General features: G+C 32.5%; 22 protein-coding genes and 2 tRNA genes. 9 read left to right on the top strand and 15 right to left on the bottom strand.

Annotation, left to right across the window (positions count from 1 at the left end; genetic code table 11):
* Nucleotides 1-622: 622 nt before the first annotated feature.
* Genes argJ through rpmB form a run of 3 tightly spaced genes read right to left on the bottom strand, consistent with a single transcriptional unit; the run spans nt 623 to nt 3,128 of the window.
* Entirely contained in the window at nt 623-1,798 is a 1,176-nt protein-coding gene (gene argJ, locus MOV42_RS03440) for a bifunctional glutamate N-acetyltransferase/amino-acid acetyltransferase ArgJ (RefSeq protein WP_324172408.1), read from the bottom strand.
* The gene (locus MOV42_RS03435; RefSeq protein ID WP_324172407.1) at nt 1,791-2,921 is read right to left on the bottom strand and encodes a potassium channel family protein; all 1,131 of its coding nucleotides are present in this window, start codon (nt 2,919-2,921) and stop codon (nt 1,791-1,793) included. Before MOV42_RS03435 ends, argJ begins: the two co-directional genes overlap by 8 nt.
* An 18-nt stretch (nt 2,922-2,939) precedes the next feature.
* Nucleotides 2,940-3,128, bottom strand: coding sequence for a 50S ribosomal protein L28 (gene rpmB / locus MOV42_RS03430; protein WP_013326380.1), 189 nt, complete (start codon nt 3,126-3,128; stop codon nt 2,940-2,942).
* 136 nt (nt 3,129-3,264) lie between these two features.
* Here rpmB and MOV42_RS03425 point away from each other — a divergent pair, with 136 nt between their 5' ends.
* The 5 genes from MOV42_RS03425 (at nt 3,265) to MOV42_RS03405 (ending at nt 7,612) form a co-directional block, all read left to right on the top strand.
* A complete protein-coding gene (locus tag MOV42_RS03425) occupies nt 3,265-4,062 on the top strand; it encodes an HDOD domain-containing protein (protein ID WP_324172406.1) in 798 nt (265 codons plus the stop codon).
* Nucleotides 4,059-5,453 (top strand): chemotaxis protein CheX, encoded by a 1,395-nt coding sequence (locus MOV42_RS03420; protein ID WP_324172405.1) that lies wholly within the window; start codon nt 4,059-4,061, stop codon nt 5,451-5,453. Before MOV42_RS03425 ends, MOV42_RS03420 begins: the two co-directional genes overlap by 4 nt.
* Nucleotides 5,454-5,503: 50 nt before the next feature.
* Entirely contained in the window at nt 5,504-6,145 is a 642-nt protein-coding gene (gene rpe, locus MOV42_RS03415; protein WP_324172998.1) for a ribulose-phosphate 3-epimerase, read from the top strand.
* Nucleotides 6,146-6,234: 89 nt separating this feature from the next.
* Nucleotides 6,235-6,819 carry a phosphoribosylanthranilate isomerase gene (locus MOV42_RS03410; protein ID WP_324172404.1) on the top strand — a complete coding sequence of 195 codons (585 nt, stop codon included), beginning with the start codon at nt 6,235-6,237 and terminating at the stop codon, nt 6,817-6,819.
* Nucleotides 6,809-7,612, top strand: coding sequence for a 3'-5' exonuclease (locus tag MOV42_RS03405; protein ID WP_324172403.1), 804 nt, complete (start codon nt 6,809-6,811; stop codon nt 7,610-7,612). The genes MOV42_RS03410 and MOV42_RS03405 overlap by 11 nt, the downstream gene beginning before the upstream one ends.
* On the opposite strand, the gene accA is transcribed toward MOV42_RS03405, so the two are convergent.
* From accA to MOV42_RS03365, 8 genes are all read right to left on the bottom strand, one after another.
* Entirely contained in the window at nt 7,604-8,539 is a 936-nt protein-coding gene (gene accA, locus MOV42_RS03400) for an acetyl-CoA carboxylase carboxyl transferase subunit alpha (RefSeq protein ID WP_324172402.1), read from the bottom strand. The two genes, MOV42_RS03405 and accA, sit on opposite strands and share 9 nt — an antisense overlap.
* Before the next feature lies 1 nt (nt 8,540).
* Nucleotides 8,541-9,758, bottom strand: a complete 1,218-nt coding sequence (locus tag MOV42_RS03395; RefSeq protein ID WP_324172401.1) for a beta-ketoacyl-ACP synthase II — start codon at nt 9,756-9,758, stop codon at nt 8,541-8,543.
* A 91-nt stretch (nt 9,759-9,849) separates the two neighbouring features.
* Nucleotides 9,850-10,077, bottom strand: coding sequence for an acyl carrier protein (gene acpP / locus MOV42_RS03390; protein ID WP_321779037.1), 228 nt, complete (start codon nt 10,075-10,077; stop codon nt 9,850-9,852).
* Between the two features lie 71 nt (nt 10,078-10,148).
* Nucleotides 10,149-10,895: a 3-oxoacyl-ACP reductase FabG gene (gene fabG, locus MOV42_RS03385; RefSeq protein WP_324172400.1), complete on the bottom strand. Its 747-nt coding sequence runs from the start codon at nt 10,893-10,895 to the stop codon at nt 10,149-10,151.
* 21 nt (nt 10,896-10,916) lie between these two features.
* Nucleotides 10,917-12,392, bottom strand: coding sequence for a 2,3-bisphosphoglycerate-independent phosphoglycerate mutase (gene gpmI, locus MOV42_RS03380; protein ID WP_324172399.1), 1,476 nt, complete (start codon nt 12,390-12,392; stop codon nt 10,917-10,919).
* 51 nt (nt 12,393-12,443) lie between these two features.
* Nucleotides 12,444-12,857 carry a hypothetical protein gene (locus MOV42_RS03375; RefSeq protein WP_324172398.1) on the bottom strand — a complete coding sequence of 138 codons (414 nt, stop codon included), beginning with the start codon at nt 12,855-12,857 and terminating at the stop codon, nt 12,444-12,446.
* An 8-nt stretch (nt 12,858-12,865) separates the two neighbouring features.
* Complete coding sequence (locus MOV42_RS03370) at nt 12,866-13,513, bottom strand: Rieske 2Fe-2S domain-containing protein (RefSeq protein WP_324172397.1); 648 nt, start codon at nt 13,511-13,513, stop codon at nt 12,866-12,868.
* Nucleotides 13,514-13,642: 129 nt separating this feature from the next.
* On the bottom strand, nt 13,643-15,049 hold the full coding sequence (locus tag MOV42_RS03365) for an FAD-dependent oxidoreductase (RefSeq protein WP_324172396.1): 1,407 nt from the start codon (nt 15,047-15,049) through the stop codon (nt 13,643-13,645).
* 215 nt (nt 15,050-15,264) lie between these two features.
* Here MOV42_RS03365 and mraY point away from each other — a divergent pair, with 215 nt between their 5' ends.
* The 4 genes from mraY to MOV42_RS03345 all read left to right on the top strand — a co-directional run bounded on the left by mraY (nt 15,265) and on the right by MOV42_RS03345 (nt 17,752).
* Nucleotides 15,265-16,326: a phospho-N-acetylmuramoyl-pentapeptide-transferase gene (gene mraY, locus MOV42_RS03360; RefSeq protein WP_324172395.1), complete on the top strand. Its 1,062-nt coding sequence runs from the start codon at nt 15,265-15,267 to the stop codon at nt 16,324-16,326.
* Nucleotides 16,327-17,529: a UDP-N-acetylmuramoyl-L-alanine--D-glutamate ligase gene (gene murD, locus MOV42_RS03355; protein WP_324172394.1), complete on the top strand. Its 1,203-nt coding sequence runs from the start codon at nt 16,327-16,329 to the stop codon at nt 17,527-17,529. It abuts the gene before it with no gap.
* A gap of 41 nt (nt 17,530-17,570) precedes the next feature.
* A tRNA-Phe gene (locus MOV42_RS03350) sits at nt 17,571-17,646 on the top strand.
* Between the two features lie 30 nt (nt 17,647-17,676).
* A tRNA-Phe gene (locus MOV42_RS03345) sits at nt 17,677-17,752 on the top strand.
* 166 nt (nt 17,753-17,918) lie between these two features.
* Here MOV42_RS03345 and MOV42_RS03340 read toward each other — a convergent pair.
* Genes MOV42_RS03340 through MOV42_RS03325 form a run of 4 tightly spaced genes read right to left on the bottom strand, consistent with a single transcriptional unit; the run spans nt 17,919 to nt 20,398 of the window.
* Nucleotides 17,919-18,305, bottom strand: a complete 387-nt coding sequence (locus tag MOV42_RS03340; RefSeq protein ID WP_324172393.1) for a tetratricopeptide repeat protein — start codon at nt 18,303-18,305, stop codon at nt 17,919-17,921.
* A gap of 5 nt (nt 18,306-18,310) precedes the next feature.
* Nucleotides 18,311-18,601 (bottom strand): tetratricopeptide repeat protein, encoded by a 291-nt coding sequence (locus MOV42_RS03335; protein WP_324172392.1) that lies wholly within the window; start codon nt 18,599-18,601, stop codon nt 18,311-18,313.
* 12 nt (nt 18,602-18,613) lie between these two features.
* The gene (locus MOV42_RS03330; protein ID WP_324172391.1) at nt 18,614-19,705 is read right to left on the bottom strand and encodes a hypothetical protein; all 1,092 of its coding nucleotides are present in this window, start codon (nt 19,703-19,705) and stop codon (nt 18,614-18,616) included.
* 3 nt (nt 19,706-19,708) lie between these two features.
* A complete protein-coding gene (locus MOV42_RS03325) occupies nt 19,709-20,398 on the bottom strand; it encodes a tetratricopeptide repeat protein (RefSeq protein ID WP_324172390.1) in 690 nt (229 codons plus the stop codon).
* Nucleotides 20,399-20,407: the final 9 nt, after the last annotated feature.

The following is a 20,407-nucleotide window of genomic DNA, read 5'->3' as shown; positions in this document are numbered from 1 at the left end:
ACTTCAAAAAAACCTTTTTTAACATTGAACTCGCTGAACAAGCTAACTGATTCTTCTCATATACATTCTAACATTTTAAAAAAATATTTACAAGATTAATTTAACAGATATCGTGAATAACCTAAATAAGAATTAAAAGTTGCTATTCATAGTTTATGAATAAACCCTTTCTAACCCTTTCTAACCATTACTATACAGTACTTTCAAGTACTTCTCAGCCTAAAATATTTTACTTTAAATCAGATTCAACTTTATTAGTTTATGCATATAATAGTAAAACAATAAGTATGTAAGCAAAAATATTTAGTCGATCTAAAATGTCCCCTATTTTAGAGACATTTATTCAGTCAGTTAACAATACTTTTTTAATTGTCTTGTACCCAAGGTCAGGTTTCGCGCAAGAAGCTTTCTACAACTGCATTATCATAACAATTACCTCGTCTACTCACGCTAAGAATAATATTATGTTCTTATAAATCTTTATGAATATTTCTATATACATAAATTCCATTGGATTCTTTGCAGGCTTCTTTTATCTTTAGTAATAATTTTTTATTTCTTAGTTTTTTGAGGATTCAATATTATATTTTTCTTTTGCTTGAGGAGATTCAAATTTTCTTATCTAAGTTCTATAATCGGCATTAATATTTACATACTCATGCCCTAAGTCACAACCGTAAGATTTAAAGCTTCCTTCACCTACACCTAAATCGCATGATATTGTAAATTTTTTATGTCCCATAACAATGGCACATTTTTTCTCCATTTCTTCATCAAAATAAAGTTCTCCTTTGTCATAAACACAATGATTATCAAAAGAAATTTTTAGTTTTTCTTCATAAGTCTCAACTCCACTTGCTCCAACAGTAGATGCTATTCTACCCCAGTTTGGGTCTTCACCATAAAGAGCCGTTTTTACAAGTAATGAATCTGAAAGAGTCTTTGCTACTATTTCAGCTTCTTTATCATTTTTTGCACCGCTTACCTTATATGTAACAAGTTTAGTTGCACCTTCTCCATCTCTTAGCATCTCCAGAGCTAAAAAATGCATAACTTTAAAAAGTGCTTCTTTAAAAGCTTCTTTATCATACGCTCCACTTTTTGCATTGCTTAGTAGCAAAACGGTATCATTAGTAGAAGTGTCTCCATCAACGCTTATAGCATTAAAAGTTGTTTTTGTAACTTCATCTAGTATCTCTTGCATCTCTCCTTTGTGAACATCTGCATCTGTGCTTATAAAACATAACATAGTCGCCATTGCTGGGTTTATCATACCCGCACCTTTCGCCATAGCACCAATAGAAAAAGAACTACCATCATCAAGTTCAACTTCTAAAGCAATTTCTTTTGAAAAAGAATCTGTTGTCATTATGGCTCTAGACGCTCGACTTGACTCTTTCTTTGTAAAATCAAAAAGCTTAATTCCATCTATAATTTTTTGTTTTGGAAGTCTAACACCGATAACACCAGTTGAACTCATAATCGGATTAATCATACTAGAACAATTACTTAATATTTCATCAATATCATCAAACCCAGCTTTTCCTGTCATTGCATTTGCATTTTTAGAATTTATTAAAACAAAATTTGTTTTAAAGTTACCCTTTGCTCTAAAGTGTTTTATAGGAGCTGCATACATTTTATTTGTTGTAAATACAGATGCCACTTCACACTCAGTATCACTATATATAAAAGCTATATCAAGTGCATTCTCTGACTTTAGCCCTGCGCTTACACCATCCGCAAAAAAACCTTTTGAAGAGCATACACCAGCAGTTGTTTGAACAATCTTATACAAATCTCATCTCTCTAGGTTTATCTCTTCTTCTGAGTAATTCTTTAGTTGTAGTTATGTCACGCTGTGTTCCAATGATAAGTAACTTACACTCACTTGTAATCAGGACATCACCCTTTGGCATCGATACAAATTTACCATCTTTTTTAGTTATACCAATCACAGAAGTATTTGTTATTTGACGAATATGTGTCTCTTTTAGCTTTTTAAGAACTGCCCAACTGTACTTTGGAACTTCTACCTCTTCCATGTCAAGTGGATTATCACTCTTATATAGAAACTCTTCTAAAAGATTTTGCATATCTGGTCTTGCGGCAACAGCACTAACTCTTTGAGCGGTAAGTTTAGTTGGAGAAACAACTGTATCAGCACCAAGTTTTTTTAGTTTTTCTACATCACTCATAGACTCAGCAGCTGAGATAACATAATATGGTCTTGGTAAAAAATGCTCTTTTTCAAAAAGTCTTACTGATGCTATCAAAGCAATGTTATCTGCTATTGAATCAGAAAGAGTTATTAGACCCTTTGCAGATGCTAAGTGAGCTTTTAACATAGAGAGTTCAGCATGTGGCTCTGCTTTTAAGTATTGAGGATAATTATGCTCAATCGCCCACTCATGAATCTCTTCTCTTGGGTCAACTACAACAAAAGGAATATGATTGGCTTTTAACTGTTTTGTAACTTCAAGAGTATAATCGTTATGATAACAAACAACAAAATGCTTTTTTAACCTTGCTATTTTATATAACATTCTTCGCTCCTTTAAAATGGCAACTATTGTCCCTCTATTTAACTCTGCTACTAAAATACCTATAGCACTAGAAAAAATGGCAAACCCTGCAATAACTAATGTAATAGTAAAAATTCTACCTGCATTTGAAATCGGAGCCATCTCCCCAAATCCTACGGTAGTAAACGTAATACCTGTTTGATAAATAGCGTCCATCAATGTAAAATCATCGATAATTACATAGCCCATTGTTCCGGCGAGCATTATAAGTACTGTTAAAATTAGGGGTAAACGAAATGCTTTGAGGTGAGAGTAAAGTTCAGGAAGAAGCTTTACCTCTGGTTCGGGAGATGACTCCCAATGTAGGAAGGTGCGAATCCTTTGTAAAAGATCCAATTTAGTTTCCTATTCTCGTTACGAGTTCTTCTTAAGTGTGCGTAACTCTCTTGCAGAGATTTTAATTTTTTTCGTAGTACCATCTTCTAATGTGATACGCACTGTTCTTAGGTTTAATAAAAAACGACGCTTTGTTCTGTTTTTTGCATGAGAAACATTGTTTCCACTCATAGGGCCTTTGCCACTAATAGCACATCTTCTTGCCATAATCAGCTTCCTTAGTTTAGGTTTTTAAAGTTGCGAATTATATCTACTTGAAGCAAAACTTCAGCTTAAAGGTACTTTTTTAACCAATTATGCTTTTTTAATAATTATTTTATTATATAAAAGCTAAAATGCATTTATGATTACACAAGAACAAATTGATTCATATATAGACAAAATTCCACCAAGCCCCAAGGTGCTAAGAGATACCTTGACTTTTTTAAACAATGGCGAACTTGCAAAAGCTTCAAAAATGGCACAAAGTGACCATGCCCTTGCTTGCTATCTGAGGGACTTAGTAAATAAACCTATTTACGGTTTTGCGAATAAAGTAAATAATGTTTCTCAAATTTTTGGTATACTCGGTCTATCTGGCGCTCAACAAAGTGTTTATAATTATATGACTACGCTATTAAGTCCAGCTAAATGGATCCTTTTTAAATTAAACACTAGAGTTTTTCATGAACTTCAAGCTAGACTTTCTATAAACTGGGAAATTATTTTAAAGCACCTGAAGATTGAAGACAAAAACATAAGTGCTTCTATTAGTTTACTACCTGCAAGCATCATTATTACCGAAGCTCTATTTTGTGAAAAGATACAAGATGTCACTATTTTAAGAAGTGCAAAAAATCTCGACTACAACACAATCTTAACACGATTAAGTGGAATCGGAATTTTTGATATTTGTGAACAAATATCAAAAAAATGGGAGATGCCACAAGAAATTGCAGAAATCATACAAGCATCATCTGGAATAAACCCATCTCAAAACGAAGAGCTTAACAAACTTGGCAAATGGATGCATCTATTACTATTTTATGAGTTATCTAAACCTATATTTATAGAAGCCGGACTAAATGATTTTATTAATTTTCAAGTAGATTATATAGATGATATATATGAAGACTTTGCAGCGCTAATGGAAGTATCATGAGAGCACTTCTCAAAGATGGAATAGGTATATTCACGCCACAAGGCTTTTTAGATGGTGGCAGTGGTGAATCATTTTTAAGTTTAGAAGATATAAATGCAACTACTGATTTAAAAGTAGATATGATTTTAGTATCTCTTAAGAAAGTTGTTTTTTTCAATAAAAATGGTCTTGATATTTTCATGAAAATTTTTGCCAAAGTTCGTCATGCTAATAATGTAGCGGTTGGTTTTTGTGACTATGATGAAAAAAAATATAATGCTATTAAAGTATTTTACAAAGATGAGTTAAATTTTTCTCTATTTAAATCAAAAGAAATTGCTTTACTCTTTTCTTCTAGTTTTAAAAATAAAAGTAAAAATATTTTACTTTACAGCGACGATAAATCACAACGCTCGGCAATGGCTATTGAACTTCATGATAATGGACACAACCCAGTTATAGCGCAAAGTGAAAAAGAATTCATAGAAAAAGCACAAAATAAAGAAGCTTATGACCTTATAATAGAAAATACTTTTCTTGGGCAAATGGGGCAAAAAATTGCAACAAGAGTAACAGGGAATGCTATAATCTATACAATATCATCCTTTTTAGATGCAGAAATTGGGAACAAATTCAACATAGAATATCATAACAACTCTTTAAATGTTGGCTTTAGACTATTTATATTTGATGCCTATAAAGTGATTAGTATGAATGTTCATGCAATGAACTTTTTTTCAAGACTCGCTAGTTCAGCTGCAGAATTTAATGCTTCTGTTTGTTTTGTAGGTCTGTCTTTTGAAAAAACACCTAATACTTTTAAAGAAAATCTTGAAGACTCCGGTATTCTTTTTTATAATCAAATGGATGATATTTTACAAAATAAAGAGCTCTTAAAAGAACTCGGGGCTAGTAGTGCCGCAAATAACCCAAAGATAAGAGTACTTACTAAACAATTAGTTACCGAACTACCAAGATTTATAGATGCTACAGTCCAAACAATAGAGATGATGACAAACTCAAAAGCAGTTAAACAATCTGCTCAAATAAATGAGATAAAAATAATCGAAAAAGACAACAAGATAGCAAGTTCTATTGGTTATTATGGAGATTTAGACGGCATGGTCATTTTGATTTTTCCAAAAGATATTGCCAAAAAAGCTTGTGAACTTCTTATTAGTGAAAAGACTGATGATATTGAACTTATTCTTGATACACTTGCAGAACTTGTAAATATTATTGGTGGTAAAATCAAAACTATGCTCTCTAATGAAAATATTAGTGTTGATATTACACTGCCAAGAACTTATAATGATGTTGATAGTTTATTGGAAGTAATAGAAGATAGGAAAGGTGTGCAAGTAGATTTAGAATTTAATAACGATAAGTTTTTATTTTTCTTAACTAGATAAAGGCTATTTTTTGATATAATTCGCTTATTAAATATAGAGGTAATGTAATGATAAAAGTAGCTCCTAGTGTTTTATCGGCAGACTTTGGTAATCTTCAAAGAGATGTTGAAGAAATCTGTAATTCAGGTTGTGATTTAGTTCATGTAGATGTTATGGATGGCCATTTTGTGCCTAACTTAACAATTGGTCCAATTGTAGTTTCCTCCATAGCTAAATGTGCAACTAAACCTCTCGATATTCACCTTATGGTTCAAAACAATACTTTTTTTGTTGAACTTTTTGCACCCTTAAAACCAAAGTATATATCTTTTCATATAGAAGAAGAAAAACATCCTCACAGACTGATACAAAAAATCCGTTCACTTGGCATTAAACCTGCAATTGTTTTAAATCCTCACACGCCACCAGAATCTATAGAATACTTACTACAAGACTTAGATATGGTTTTACTTATGAGTGTTAATCCTGGTTTTGGTGGACAAAGTTTCATAGAAAGTGTAATACCAAAAGCATCTAAATTAAACGATATGAGAAATAAACTTAATCCAAATTGTCTCATAGAAGTTGATGGCGGAGTAAACGATAAAAATATTCAAGGACTTAAAGATGTTGGTGTTGATATTGTTGTTGCTGGAAATTATATATTTAAACATAACTCTAAAAAAGAAGCTATAAAAAGTTTACAAATTTAATATGACATATAATAACCTCACGGCAATAGCCGTAGCTTTAGTGATAGGAATTTTTTAGTGACTTTGTTGCTAAAAAATGAGGCGCAATCATGAAAGTTAAAATCTGTGGTATTACCTCATATAAAGATGCTATGGATGCAATAAGTGCTGGAGTGGATGCTCTTGGTTTTGTTTTTTATGAAAAATCGCCTAGGTATATCTCCCCACTAGATGCTAAACAAATCATTTCAAAACTTCCACCATTTGTGGAAAAAGTTGCTCTCTTTGTTAATGTAGATGCTCAAATTATAAACTCCTTTATGCAAGAATCAGGATGTACCTTAGCTCAACTTCATTTTGAAGTGCCTTCTTCAGTTTACGAACAACTTTTTGTTCCCTATATCAAAGTAATTAGAGCAAAAAATGCTCAAGATATTTTAAACTTTAGTGATGAATACAGGCTCATAGATGCTTACTGTGAATCTTATGGTGGAGAAGGTAAAAGATTAAATTTAGAGTGGTTTAAAAATATTGATTGTTCTAAAATTATTCTTGCTGGTGGCTTAGATTCTTTGAATGTAGAATCTCTTAAAAGTTATGGATTTTATGGCGTGGATGTTAGTAGTGGTGTTGAGCTTTCAAAAGGTGTTAAAGACAAAAATAAAGTAAAAGACTTCATAACAAATGCTAAGTAATGATTTGCACCTAGACGCAAAAAGCATACATAAACTAGAGTCTAAAGGTTTATGCCTAGAAACTCTTAAACGGCAAATAAATGAAGATATAGACCTGTCACTTGAACTTTGGCATGCACAAGGTTTGAAAATCATTAAACAAAATGGTTATTTTTACTTTGAAACAAAGTTTATATCTCTTAAAAAAGCTGAATTTTGCATAGTTGATATAGAAACAAATGGTTCTAAAATTGATAAACACCAAATCATAGAAATAGCTGCTGTTAAAGTTGTAAATGGTGTAATAATACAAAGATTTGAATCACTTGTAAAGTGTAAAGATATAAATGAGCATATAACTTTAATAACAGGAATCTCAGCAAAAGATACAAAAAATGCTCCAACTTTAAAGAATGTTCTAGCAGAATTTAAGCTTTTTTTAGGTGATAGTATTTTTATTGCACATGATGTAAAATTTGATTATAAGTTTATTTCTTTGAGTATGCAAAAAATCGGGCAAGAACCTCTTTTAAATCGTTCTCTTTGTTCACTAGCTTTAGCTGAAAGGACTATTGAATCATATAGATACGCATTATCTTATCTAAATGAAGCACTAAACTTGCATCCTGATGCTACGCACCATAGAGCGATGAGTGATGTTTTAACTACTTATGAATTATTTATGCTGTCACTAAAAAATGTTGGAAAAAGTATAAGATATGTTGAGGATTTAATAAAATATTCTAAAGAATCAAAAAGACTTAAGAGACCAAAATTTGATCCTTTAAAAATCAAGGAAGAAGACTTACTCTGAGTAAGCTCCGACGCTTGTTAGTTTGTTGTATCTAGCTTCAAGTCTTTCTTCATCTGTCAAACTTCTAAGAGATTCTAAACTTTGTAAAAAGTAATCTGAAATAGCATTAGCTGCTTTTTCTTTATCTCTATGTGCTCCAATCAGTGGTTCATTAACAATATCATCTATAAGATTCAACCCTTTTAAGTCTTCACTTGTTATTTTCATCGCATTTGTAGCTGCTTCAATTTTTGTAGGATCACTCCATAAAATCGCGGAACAACCTTCTGGAGAAATAACACTAAACACAGAATAACGCATCATTGCAAACTTGTCAGCAACACTTATAGCTAAAGCACCACCACTACCACCTTCCCCAATAACGATAGCTACTGTTTGTGTATTTAGTTGTGAAAATTCTAAAAGGTTTCTAGCAATTGCTTCACTTTGATTTCTTTCTTCTGCTCCAAGTCCTGGATATGCACCAGGTGTGTCAACTAACATCAAAACAGGTATGTTAAATTTTTCTGCCATTTTTGCAGCACGAAGGGCTTTTCTATACCCTTCAGGATGCGGCATACCAAAATTTCTTCTTATTTTATTTTTAGTACCACGACCTTTTTGTTCACCAATAACCATAACTTTTTCATCACCTATATAACCTAAGTAGCAAAGTATTGCAGCATCATCACGAAAATGTCTATCTCCATGTATCTCATACTTATCTCGCATTATTAAATTTATATAGTCTAAGGCGTATGGTCTATCAGTATGACGAGCTAATTGAAGTTTTTGAAAAGGTGTTAAATTATTAAATATTTTTGATACTGCTTTATCTAAGTCTGCTTCAAGAGTTTTTACAGCTTTTTCATCATGTCTAACACGAGCAGAAATTATATCCTCTTGAATACCTTTGATTTTTTCCTCAAAGTTTAAAAATGTTGCCAAATTAAATCCTTTTAAAAATTAAAACGCCATTAGTTCCGCCGAAACCAAAAGAGTTACTCATAACTACATTTAAGTCTGCTTTTCTAGAAACATTAGGAACAATATCCAAATCACAGTTTTCATCAGGTGTATTATAGTTTATTGTTGGAGGAATAATTCCATCTCTCATTGCCATTAAGCATGTTACAGCTTCGATTCCACCAGCAGCTCCTAAACAGTGCCCTATTTGACCTTTTATAGAACTCATAGGAGGACAATTTTCTTTTCCACCTAGCAGGTCTTTAACTGCAGCAGTTTCATTTTTATCATTAATAGGAGTACTAGTTCCATGAGCATTTACATAATCTAACTTTGGCTCACCTGCCATCTTATACGCAGCTTTCATCGCACGAGCAGGACCATCTAAACTTGGAGTGGTAATATGATTTGCATCTCCACTTTCACCAAAACCTATAATCTCTCCATAAATTTTAGCACCGCGTGCTTTTGCTGATTCATAATCTTCTACTACTAAAGAAGCTGCACCTTCACCCATAACAAAACCATCACGATTCGCATCAAATGGACGAGAAGCTCCTTTAGGGTTTTCATTGTTTGTTGATAATGCTTTCATAGCTGCAAAACCACCAACACCAACGCCAGTCACAGCACATTCTGCAGAAACAACTAACATCTTATCAGCACCACCACACATAATAGTTTTGCAAGCTTCACTTATAGCATGAGTTCCAGCTGCACAAGCTGTAACACTTGAGAGATTTGGACCTTTTGTTCCATGTTCAATAGAAACAAATCCACCAAGCATATTAACTAAAGCACCAGGAATAAAAAATGGGCTTATTCTACGGGGACCACGATTTTCTAAAATTATTGAGTTTCTCTCTATTGATGGAAGACCACCAATGCCTGAACCTGCACTAATTCCAAACCTTTCCATATCTGTATCTTCAGGTAAATCAGCATCTAACATAGCTTCTTGTGCTGCTTTTAAACCTAAATGAATAAATCTGTCAGCTTTTTTAACTTCTTTTGGTGCCATAACAGTTGATGGGTCAAAATCTTTTACTTCTCCAGCAATTTTAACACTATACTTTTCAGTATCAAATGCTGTTATGATATCTATTCCACATTCACCTTCACAGATAGCTTTAAAAGAGCTCTCTTTATCATTTCCTACTGCATTTATCATGCCCATACCAGTTACTACTACTCTTTTCATCTAAAAACCTCCATGATAAACTTATAAAATACTTTATAAAATGCAACAAAGCTATAAGCTTCACTGCATTCAAAAAACATTTTATCGTTGATTATTTATTTTCTATATACTCAACTACATCTTTAACTGTTTGAATTTTTTCTGCTTCATCATCAGGAATTTCAATATCAAACTTCTCTTCAAGAGCCATTACTAATTCAACTACATCAAGGCTATCTGCACCTAAATCTTCAACAAACTTAGCATCTTCTTTTACTTCATCTGGGTTAACGCTTAATTGCTCAACTACTACTTCTTTAATATCTTCTAAAAGTGCCATTATAGCTCCTATTTTTTAGTATAAAATCGCGAAATTATAACATATATACCTTAATATTGCCCTATTAAAATTTACGCCATATTTAATCCGCCATTAACTTTTAAGGTTTCCCCTGTTATATAACTTGCATGGTCTGAAAGTAAAAATGCAGTTGCTTCTGCAACTTCACTTGCATTTCCAAAGCGTTTCATTGGAATATTTGAAGTGAAATTATCTTTTATTTCATCACTTAAAGCATCTGTCATTTGGGTCGCTATAAAACCAGGAGTGACAGTGTTGTAACGAATTCCACTTGTTCCTGCTTCTTTTGCAAAACTTTTACTCATTGCGATAATTCCACCCTTAGATGCGGCATAGTTTGTTTGGCCAGCATTACCTGTTTCACCAACAATTGAAGCTATATTTACAACTGCTCCAAATTTTTTCTTTCTCATCACTTTCATAGATTCTCTACAACCAACAAAACATGAAGTTAAATTTGCATTTATAACACTCATAAAATCTGCTTCTTTCATTCTAAGAGCCAACTTGTCATTTGTAATTCCTGCATTATTTACAAGATAAGAAAGTTCTCCATCACTGGATACAATTGTTTTTATCGCATCCGCGAATGCGGCTTCATCACTAACATCAAAACCAATTACTGCTGCTTTACCACCTTCTTTTTCAATGGCTTCTTTAACTGCATCTGCTTTATCAGCACCGTTTCTATAATTTACCCAAACCTTTAAACCAAAAGAAGCTAAAGTTTTTGCAATTTCTGCACCAATACCACGACTTGAACCTGTAACTAAAACATTTTTTCCTGAAAACTTCATTTATATTATTCCTTATTTTATTCAGATTAAACTAGCATCCATCTCAGATGGAATTTGTAGACCCATTAATTTTAAAACTGTTGGTGCAATATTATTTAAACCACCTTCTTTAACTTTTGTTACTCCATTTGCAACTACAAAACACCAAACTTTTCCAACGGTATGATTTGTTAAAATATTACCATCATCATCTTTCATCTCTTCACAATTTCCATGGTCAGAAGTGATAACAACAGCATAATTATTCTCTTTTGCTTTTTCTAATATTTTTCCAAGTTGCTGGTCTACCGTATTTACAGCTATTTTTGCGGCTTCTACATCACCAGTATGACCTACCATATCGCCATTGGCAAAGTTTACTACTATAAAGTCATAATCTTCATCCATTGCCCCTAACACTGTATCTGCTACTGCATCTGCACTCATCTCTGGTTTCATATCATAAGTTTTCACATCAGGCGATGGGATGAGAACTCTAGTTTCATTTGCATAAGGTTCATCTATACCACCATTTAAAAAGAATGTCACATGAGCATACTTTTCGGTTTCAGCAGTATGAAGTTGTTTTAATCCATTTGCTGAAATAACTTCTGCCAGTGTATTGGGGGGGGCATCATTAGAGAATAAAACAGGATATGAAAAACTTTTATCATACTCTGTCATTGTTGCTAGATTTATATTTAAAGTTTTTCTCGTAAAATGTGAAAAGTTAGCACTCCCGAGAGCAGTAACTAACTCTCTCATTCTATCACTTCTAAAGTTAATAGTTAAAACGCTATCCCCTTCTTTAAGTCCGTCATACCCTTCAAAAGCAGTTGGTTCTACAAACTCATCTGTTTCACCAAGAGCATATGATGAGCCAATATAGCCTGCTGGCTCAAAGTCTGTTTTAGGAGTTGCTTCTACAATAGCTTCGTAAGCTCTTTGAAGTCTTGTCCAACGGTTATCTCTATCCATCGCATAAAAACGACCTGAAATAGTTGCTATTTGAATATTTTCGCTTAAGTGTGATTCAACAATTTTTAAATATTTTTGAGCAGAAGTTGGAGAAACATCTCGTCCATCAGTTATAAGATGCAAAAAAACTTTTTTTCCATTTTTTGCAGCAATTTTTGCAATTCCCATAAAATGATCAATATGAGAATGTACACCACCATCACTCATAAGTCCTATAAGATGTAGTCTTTGAGAAGAATTTAATATATCTTGAAGTACTTCATTTTTTTCTAATCTATTCTCACTTAGAGCCAATGAAATTTTTACTAAATTTTGGTATAAAATACGCCCACTTCCAATACTCATATGACCAACTTCAGAGTTACCCATTTGACCTTCTGGCAAGCCAACGCTTAAACCAGAAGTATCAACTAAAGAGTGAGGTGTTTTCTCAAACAGTCTATCGTAAGTAGGTTTTAAAGCATTATAAAATGCATTATGCTCTGTTTTACTACTATATCCTATTCCATCTGTTATAACTAAAACAACTTTTTTACTCAATGTGATTCCTTATATAAAATAAAGTTTTGAGATTATACAATTATTTTAGATTTATTTCCAAACTCTTTTTCTAATACGACTATGACAAGATGTACATTGAGTAAGTATTTGAGCATAATCTTCTATTGCGTCATCATAATTGCCATTTTGTATTGATTCAACTAAATCATTTGCATACATTTTAATCATTTTTTCTCTTTTTTTAGCAAATTTTCCTGCATCAGCTACGGCATCTGGAAGATATGCTCTTGCATCAGAGGTTATTAAAGAATCCAAATTATCAATCAACTTTTTTGCAGATTCTCGAACACCTTTTTTATTGTTATAAAAACCTGCTCTTTGTAAGTCTTCCATAGCACTAAGCATTGTTCTCATATCTGATTTAAGTTCATCTTGTTCTACTTTAGAACCAAGTAGCGATGTAGCGACTAAAGCCCAAATCAATAAAAATTTAACTATTTTCATATTACCCCTTAATATTGAACTATTTCTTTTGTGTACTCTGTTAATGGCAAAAGAGTTGCAGAATTTTTAATTTTTTTCTTGCCTTTTCTTTTTCCACCATAGAATTTTTTTAGTTCCGGCTTGAAAGCTTTAAAATATTCATGAAACTTATCTGGTCCTAAAACTGCACTTGCCCAAATTGTATCATCTTTATCAATCTCCAAAATAACACTAGCTAAAGGTTCTTCAGCTGGTCCTGAAAGATTTTTACAGCCACTTTTTACATCAAAAGCAGACAAATGTGAAGAGCAAACCATAACTCCACCCTCTTTATATGACATTGTTTTTTTATCTTTTTGACAATACTGCAAGAAACTATCCTCTGGAGTTGGATGTGCTAACTGATGAGAACAAATAGCTACATAGGCAACTATCGTGCCTTTTGAACCTACTCCACCTTTCCAAATATACTCTTCACCGTCTTCTGATTTTAATTTTACATCTTTAAGTGTTGGTTCATCAAGATCTAATAAAATTACTGGTGTTGAGACAAAAGGATAATTAAAAACATAGTTTGTTTCTTTCTTTAAAGAGCTTGCTTTGATTGGTTTTCCATTTGCATCTAAGAGCTGTACTCTTTCATAAGATATAAAAAGAGTTCCATTATCCGCATACAATTTGGAGTTTATACAGGAGGGAGACACTGCCATAAGCACCCCCGTGGTACCTACTATTTTTAAAAAATTTCTTCTATCCACAAAAATCCTTTACTTGAAAATAGAAGAGTTTAGAACTCTTCTATTTGATTAACTAAATAAATCTCTCATTATTCCACTATACCAATCACGAGTAGCTTTAGCAGTTCCTTTTGAACGGAATTTACCACTAGGAGCTTTAGGTACATTTCCTTTACCTTTGATTATTTTTCCTGTCCAAGAAAAATCATGTGTTACCATAATCGCTTCTTCTGGGTTATCACCAACCATTGAGTAACAAACATTACCGGCAGTAACTGATTTAGATTTAACAGCTAAAGTAAATGATTTTTTCTGAATTCTATTAACGATTTCATCTGCACACTGTTTACCAGCCCATACTGCAGTTTGACCACTTGGTGGGATACCATGACCTACAACATCACCAACAGCATAAATATTTTCATCTGATTTTGTTCTAAAAGAACAACCATTCATAAGAACTTTACCAAAAGAATCTTGTGTAGTTGCAACACCTGACATAGCTACAACAGCATTTGCTTTGTTGTTAGGGATAAGGTTAAGAACTTCATATTTATGAGATTTTTTAACAGCTTTAGTTATTGCTAAGCCATCTGAATCTTTTTTACCTGTTGAAACTTGCTGAGTGAAAGAAATAGATTTTCCATTAACATCAACATCATCAATTTTACAATTATCCATATGAATAATTCTATTGCCATATAGCTCTTTCCATGCTTCTTTAAACGCAGCACCTTTGGCTATCTTAGCACTAGGGTTAAGAATGATTACTTTACCTTGGATATCTTCTTTTTTCATATATGAAGCTATCATACAAGCTCTTTCAAATGGAGCAGGTGGACAACGAAATTTTCCTGATGGAACAGTAATAACAACATCACCATCTTCCATATTAGATAAACTTCTCTCTAAAATAACATGTTCACTACCTGGAATCAATGCCCCTGGTGCAGTTCTTTGGATTTCAGCGATTTTTTCTTTTGAGAATGTAGGAAATTGTTGTTCATAATTATATGCAATACCTGGAGAAAGAACTAAAGTATCATACCCAACTACACCGTGTGCAGTTGTAACCTCTTTTGCTTTAGCATTTATGCTTACAACTTCAGAGCGTAACATGCCATAACCATATTTTTGAGTAGGTTGAGCATAATCGTGTACAAAAGTTCCTAAATTAACACCATCAAGCTTGCCTAAGTATGCATTTGAAAATGGACAAGACATAAATGTATCATTTTTTTCTATCACAAGAACATCAATATTTTTATCTTTTTTCTTTAAGTTTTTAGCAACTGTTAAACCACCAAAACCTCCACCAATAATTACAACTTGATGTTTGCCAAGAATATTTTTATTAGAACAAGCCGCTGCTGGAACAGCCTCAGCCTTACCACATCCTGTTACACTTAAAGCAGTTGCAGCAGCAACAACACTAACAGCACCCATTTTAAGTGCATCTCTACGATTTATATTCATTTCTTCCCCTTTAGATTTTTTATCTAAAGAAGATATTATATTTTATTATATTACATAGAGCTTAAATATAATTATTAATTATATTTTTAAACATTGTATCTTTTTTAATTAATAAGCTGTGATTATATTTTGATAACTTTACTAAGATTTAAATAAGTTATACTATAATGTGTTTTTAAAATTTTACATGGTTATTTATATTACTAGGAAAACATTTGCTCTACACTCTTCATGAACTCTTAAACATTCACATACTTGGATATATCACTATTAGAGCTGGTATTTCATTTTTTATAGCTCTACTTTTCACACTATTTTTACTCCCTCGTTTTATTAAGTGGGCACAAAGAACATCAAGTGTACAGCCTATTAACGAGTTGGCACCAGAGTCACACCAACAAAAAGCGAAGACTCCGACCATGGGTGGTATTGTTTTTATTGGCTCTACCATATTAGCTTCACTACTTACAATAAAATTTTCAAATATGTTTGCACTCGGAGCAATTTTAACACTTATACTTTTTGCCCTTATTGGATTTCAAGATGATTTTGCAAAGATAAAAAAGAGTGAAAATCTTGCAGGATTAAAAGCAAAAACAAAATTAGCACTTCAACTATTAGCATCCCTAATAGTTACATCTTTTTTGTGTATATTTTCAAATTTCAACACAGACCTGTATCTTCCATTTATTAAAACACCTATATTTGACATGGGAGTTTACTCTATTGCTTTTTGGTCTCTAGTAATTATATCAACCTCTAATGCTGTAAACCTTACAGATGGGTTAGATGGTTTAGCAACGGTTCCTTCTCTTGCAGCACTTAGTTCTTTTAGTGTTATTATCTACATTACAGGGAATGCAACTATCTCATCTTACTTATTGATGCCCAACTTTAATGTTGGAGAAGTTGCAATAGTCGCCAGTGCTTTAATGGGTGCTTTAACTGGCTTCTTATGGCATAACTGTCATCCAGCAGAAGTTTTTATGGGCGATAGTGGCTCACTTACAATTGGTGCTTTTCTTGGTTATCTTGCCATCATATCAAAAAGTGAGATTTTACTTCTTCTTATTGGGTCAATCTTTGTTATAGAAACTGTTTCTGTAATTTTACAAGTTGGTAGCTATAAGCTTCGTAAAAAAAGAGTTTTTTTAATGGCTCCAATACATCATCATTTTGAGATGAAAAAATGGGCGGAAAATAAAATCATTGTAAGATTTTGGATTATAGCCATACTTTCAAATCTTATAGCACTTATCACTTTAAAGATTCGCTAGATGCAAAAGATATCTCTTTTTGGTTATGGAAGAACAACAAAAGCTATTGCAAAAGTAGCAATAAATGCTGTTTTTTATGATGATAAATGCACTAAACCTTTTCGTGATTCAAATGGTTTTAAAGTAAATCCATCTAGTGAGTTTAATGCAAAATACTCCTCACTTGAAATCCCTTCTCCAGGTATTTCTCCTTCAAATTCACTTATCAAAAAAGCTAAAAATCTTATCAGTGAATATGACTATTTTAATGACACTCCACCTCTTAAAATATGGATAAGTGGAACAAATGGTAAAACAACTACAACACAGATGATGCAACATCTTTTAAAAGACAAAGGCTCACAAGCAGGTGGAAATATTGGAACTCCTTTAGCTGAGTTAAGCATAGATGCTAAAGTATGGATATTAGAAACTAGTTCTTTTACAATGCACTATACAAATATAGCAAGACCTAATATATATGTTTTACTTCCTATACATCCAGACCACTTAAGTTGGCATGGAAGTATGAAAGAGTATGAAGATGCCAAACTTAAACCTCTGTTAAGCATGCAAGAAGGTGAAATTGCGATAGTTCCACATAAATATAAAGATATCAAAACAAACGCTCACATCATAAGCTATGAGGATGAGAATTCTTTAGCCGAGCATTTTGATATAAATATAAAAAAAGTCAACTTTAAAGGTGCTTTTTTAGCAGATGCTATTCTTGGGATGGCAGTAGATAAAATACTATTTGATAGAATTGATTATACAAAAATAAACTCTTTTAAACTTGACCCACATAGACAAGAGGAGCTAAAAGACTCCAAAAATCGTCTTTGGGTAAATGATACAAAAGCAACAAATATAGATGCGACGAAGGCTGCTCTAAATAGATACAAAGACTTACATATTCACCTTATTTTAGGTGGTGATGATAAGGGAGTAGAACTTGATGAACTTTTCCAATACCTGATTAATATAGATGCTAGCATCTATACAATTGGTTCAAACAAAGATAAACTTTTTGCTCTAGGGAAAAAACATAAAATTAACTCAAAAAAATGTTTAAACTTAACAGATGCTATATCTAAAATAGATGCTGTTTTAAATATAAATGAAGTTGCTCTACTCTCTCCAGCCGCGTCTAGCCTTGATGAATTTAGCTCTTATGCCAAGCGCGGAAACGAATTCAAAAAAGCTGTTAAAAATATAAGCTAACTTTCAGTACGACAAAGATATAATTTCGCTCTTTAAAAGATGGCCAATTAGCTCAGTCGGTAGAGCAACTGACTGAAAATCAGTGTGTCCTTGGTTCGATTCCGAGATTGGCCACCACCTTTTAAAGCAACTTACAATTATTAGCGTGGCCAATTAGCTCAGTCGGTAGAGCAACTGACTGAAAATCAGTGTGTCCTTGGTTCAATTCCGAGATTGGCCACCATTTTTAAATCCTTCCAAATATTACTTTTTTTATAAATCAAACCCAAATTCTAAAAATAAGTGCAATTTCCACCTAAATTAACTAGCTAACTTTCTACTCATTTCACTAAAAAATACTTCATACGGAGTTTTGTAATTGAGTCATTTTTAGGGATGGCAGACATGGTTTAGTCAATGCCACCTGTGTATGGGTTTGGAACTAGAGTTTTTTGGAGTTTGTAGGCTTTTTTTAGGGTTGGTTCGTCGATTTTCCAGTCATCTCGTAACAAGCCTAAAACTCTTTCTTTTGTGTAAGGATGTCCTATCATTCCCATCATGTAGGTTGCACTGTTTAGCTTGTCTTTTTGTTGATGGTAAAGTAAGCCTAGGCTTTTTCTTGCATCAATATGCCCTTTTTTTATGGCTTTTTTATACCATTTTATAGCATTTGGATAATCTTTTTGTTCTTTATATAATATAGCTAGATTATTTATAGCATCAACATCACCTTTTTGGATAGCTTTTTTATACCATTTTATAGCATTTGGATAATCTTTTAAAACTTCGTCATACAATAATCCTAGATTAGCCCCCCCCCATCAGTATTTCCCATTTCAAAAGCTTTTTCATACCACTTGATAGCGTTCTGGTAATCTTTTAATCTTTTATAAGCCAACCCAATATTGAAAGCCACTTCTTTAGATGCTTCTTCGTCAAATGATTTTTTTGACCATTTTAATGCTTCTTTATAGTCTTGTTTTTCATAATATATTGTTGCTTTGTCTGAGGCATCTTCAGATGCACTGTTCGCAAACAGTATTTGAATTGAGAGTAAATTAACTAATAACAATATTTTAAATAATTTTTTCATAAGTGTAATCCTTTACTTCAACAGTTCTAAATCTTGTGGACTTAAAGGCATAGGTATAAGTTCATTTAGATAATAATTGATTTCTTTAACTAGTTTAGTTCCTACCCAGTCACTTTTACTGTTATATTTTATATCAAGTTTGTATTTTACAGAAGTAATACCACTAGCTATTAAAATAGTATAATTCTTTTTTCTATCTTTATCTAGTTTAGCTTCTGAAAGTTCTTCTTTAAAACTTGTAAATATATCTATAAGTTTATCATTCTCTTTGTCTATAACTTCAGTTGCATCTATAAGTATATAGTCTGTATAGTTATCATCTTTTATAAGATAGATTAGACCTTCCATTTCTTCATAGTACTCTTTATTAACACGAAGGTAACCATTAAGGTTAAGATTCATTGTTTTTGTAAAGTTAAGGAAGTAAGTAGGAACTTTTTCTACTTCTATACTGATGTTTTTTAAGGCTCTATATATCTCACTAAACTCATACCTTGCTGCTGCTTGCAATGCTTGTTTATTATCTGAGTAGTTTTTATAAATAAACTCTCTTACCTCTTTAGTTCCGCCAATTTTTGTTATATCTTTTGCCTGCATTAGAGCATCTCTTGAACCACGACGAATATAGTAGTTTCCAGTAGTTGTACTTAGACTCTCTAAGATATATGGTTTGCGTCCATCTTGATAGAAGAGAGACTTCTCAATCATAACTTCAACTCTTGAGTCTATAAAGTAACCAGAGAAGATATACCAAAGTATTTCAAGAGCTATATATCCTATTGCGGCTATCCACATACCTGATACAAACGCCAAGGCTACTATTATAGCTGCTTTAGTACCAATCATAAGCATAGCATCATAATCTTCATCCTCTAAGGATACCATCTCATAGTAAGCACCTACTACAACAGCAGGTATTGCAAGTTTAGCAATAATCTTTTGAGGGACAGAGTGTTCTGCTAGTAAAAAATCTACCATTATCATAGCTTGTTTAGTTCTAGGTAAAACTTTTGTTCCTGTTTCTACTACTGTTTTTGTGATTGAGTTTATGCCTGTTGTTATCTCTAGTAGAGCTTTTAGGTCGTTTTTAGGGATGGCAGACATTGTTTAGTCAATGCCACCTGTGTATGGGTTTGGAACTAGAGTTTTTTGGAGTTTGTAGGCTTTTTTTAGGGTTGGTTCGTCGATTTTCCAGTCATCTCGTAACAAGCCTAAAACTCTTTCTTTTGTGTAAGGGTGTCCTATCATTCCTATCATGTAGGTTGCACTATTTAGCTTGTCTTTTTGTTGATGAAAAAGTAATCCTAGGTTTTTTCTTGCATCAATATGCCCTTTTTTTATGGCTTTTTTATACCATTTTATAGCATTTGGATAATCTTTTTGTTGTTTATATAATATAGCTAGATTATTTATAGCACTAACATTACCTTTTTTTATGGCTTTTTTATACCATTTTATAGCATTTGGATAATCTTTTTGTTCTTTATATAACAGTCCTAAATTTGCTCCCCCCTTTTTATTTCCCATCTCAAAAGCTTTTCTATACCATTTTATAGCATTAGGGTAATCTTTCAGTTCATCATAAGTTAAACCAAGGTTAAAAGCCACTTCTTTAGATTGGTCTTCATCAAAGGAAATTTTCAACCATTTTAAGGCTTCATCATATTTCTTGGTTTGATAAAGTTTTTCACCTTTTTTATAAGCCTTGAAAGCTTCATCACTTATATCTTGTTCTGCAAGGAGAGACTGCGAAGCAAATATAAACAGTAGTACAAATATTTTAAATAATTTTTTCATAAGTGTAAT

The sequence above is a fragment of the Sulfurimonas sp. genome, assembly GCF_029027405.1.
Taxonomy (GTDB): domain Bacteria; phylum Campylobacterota; class Campylobacteria; order Campylobacterales; family Sulfurimonadaceae; genus Sulfurimonas.
This window is presented reverse-complemented; position numbering and strand designations above follow the sequence as displayed.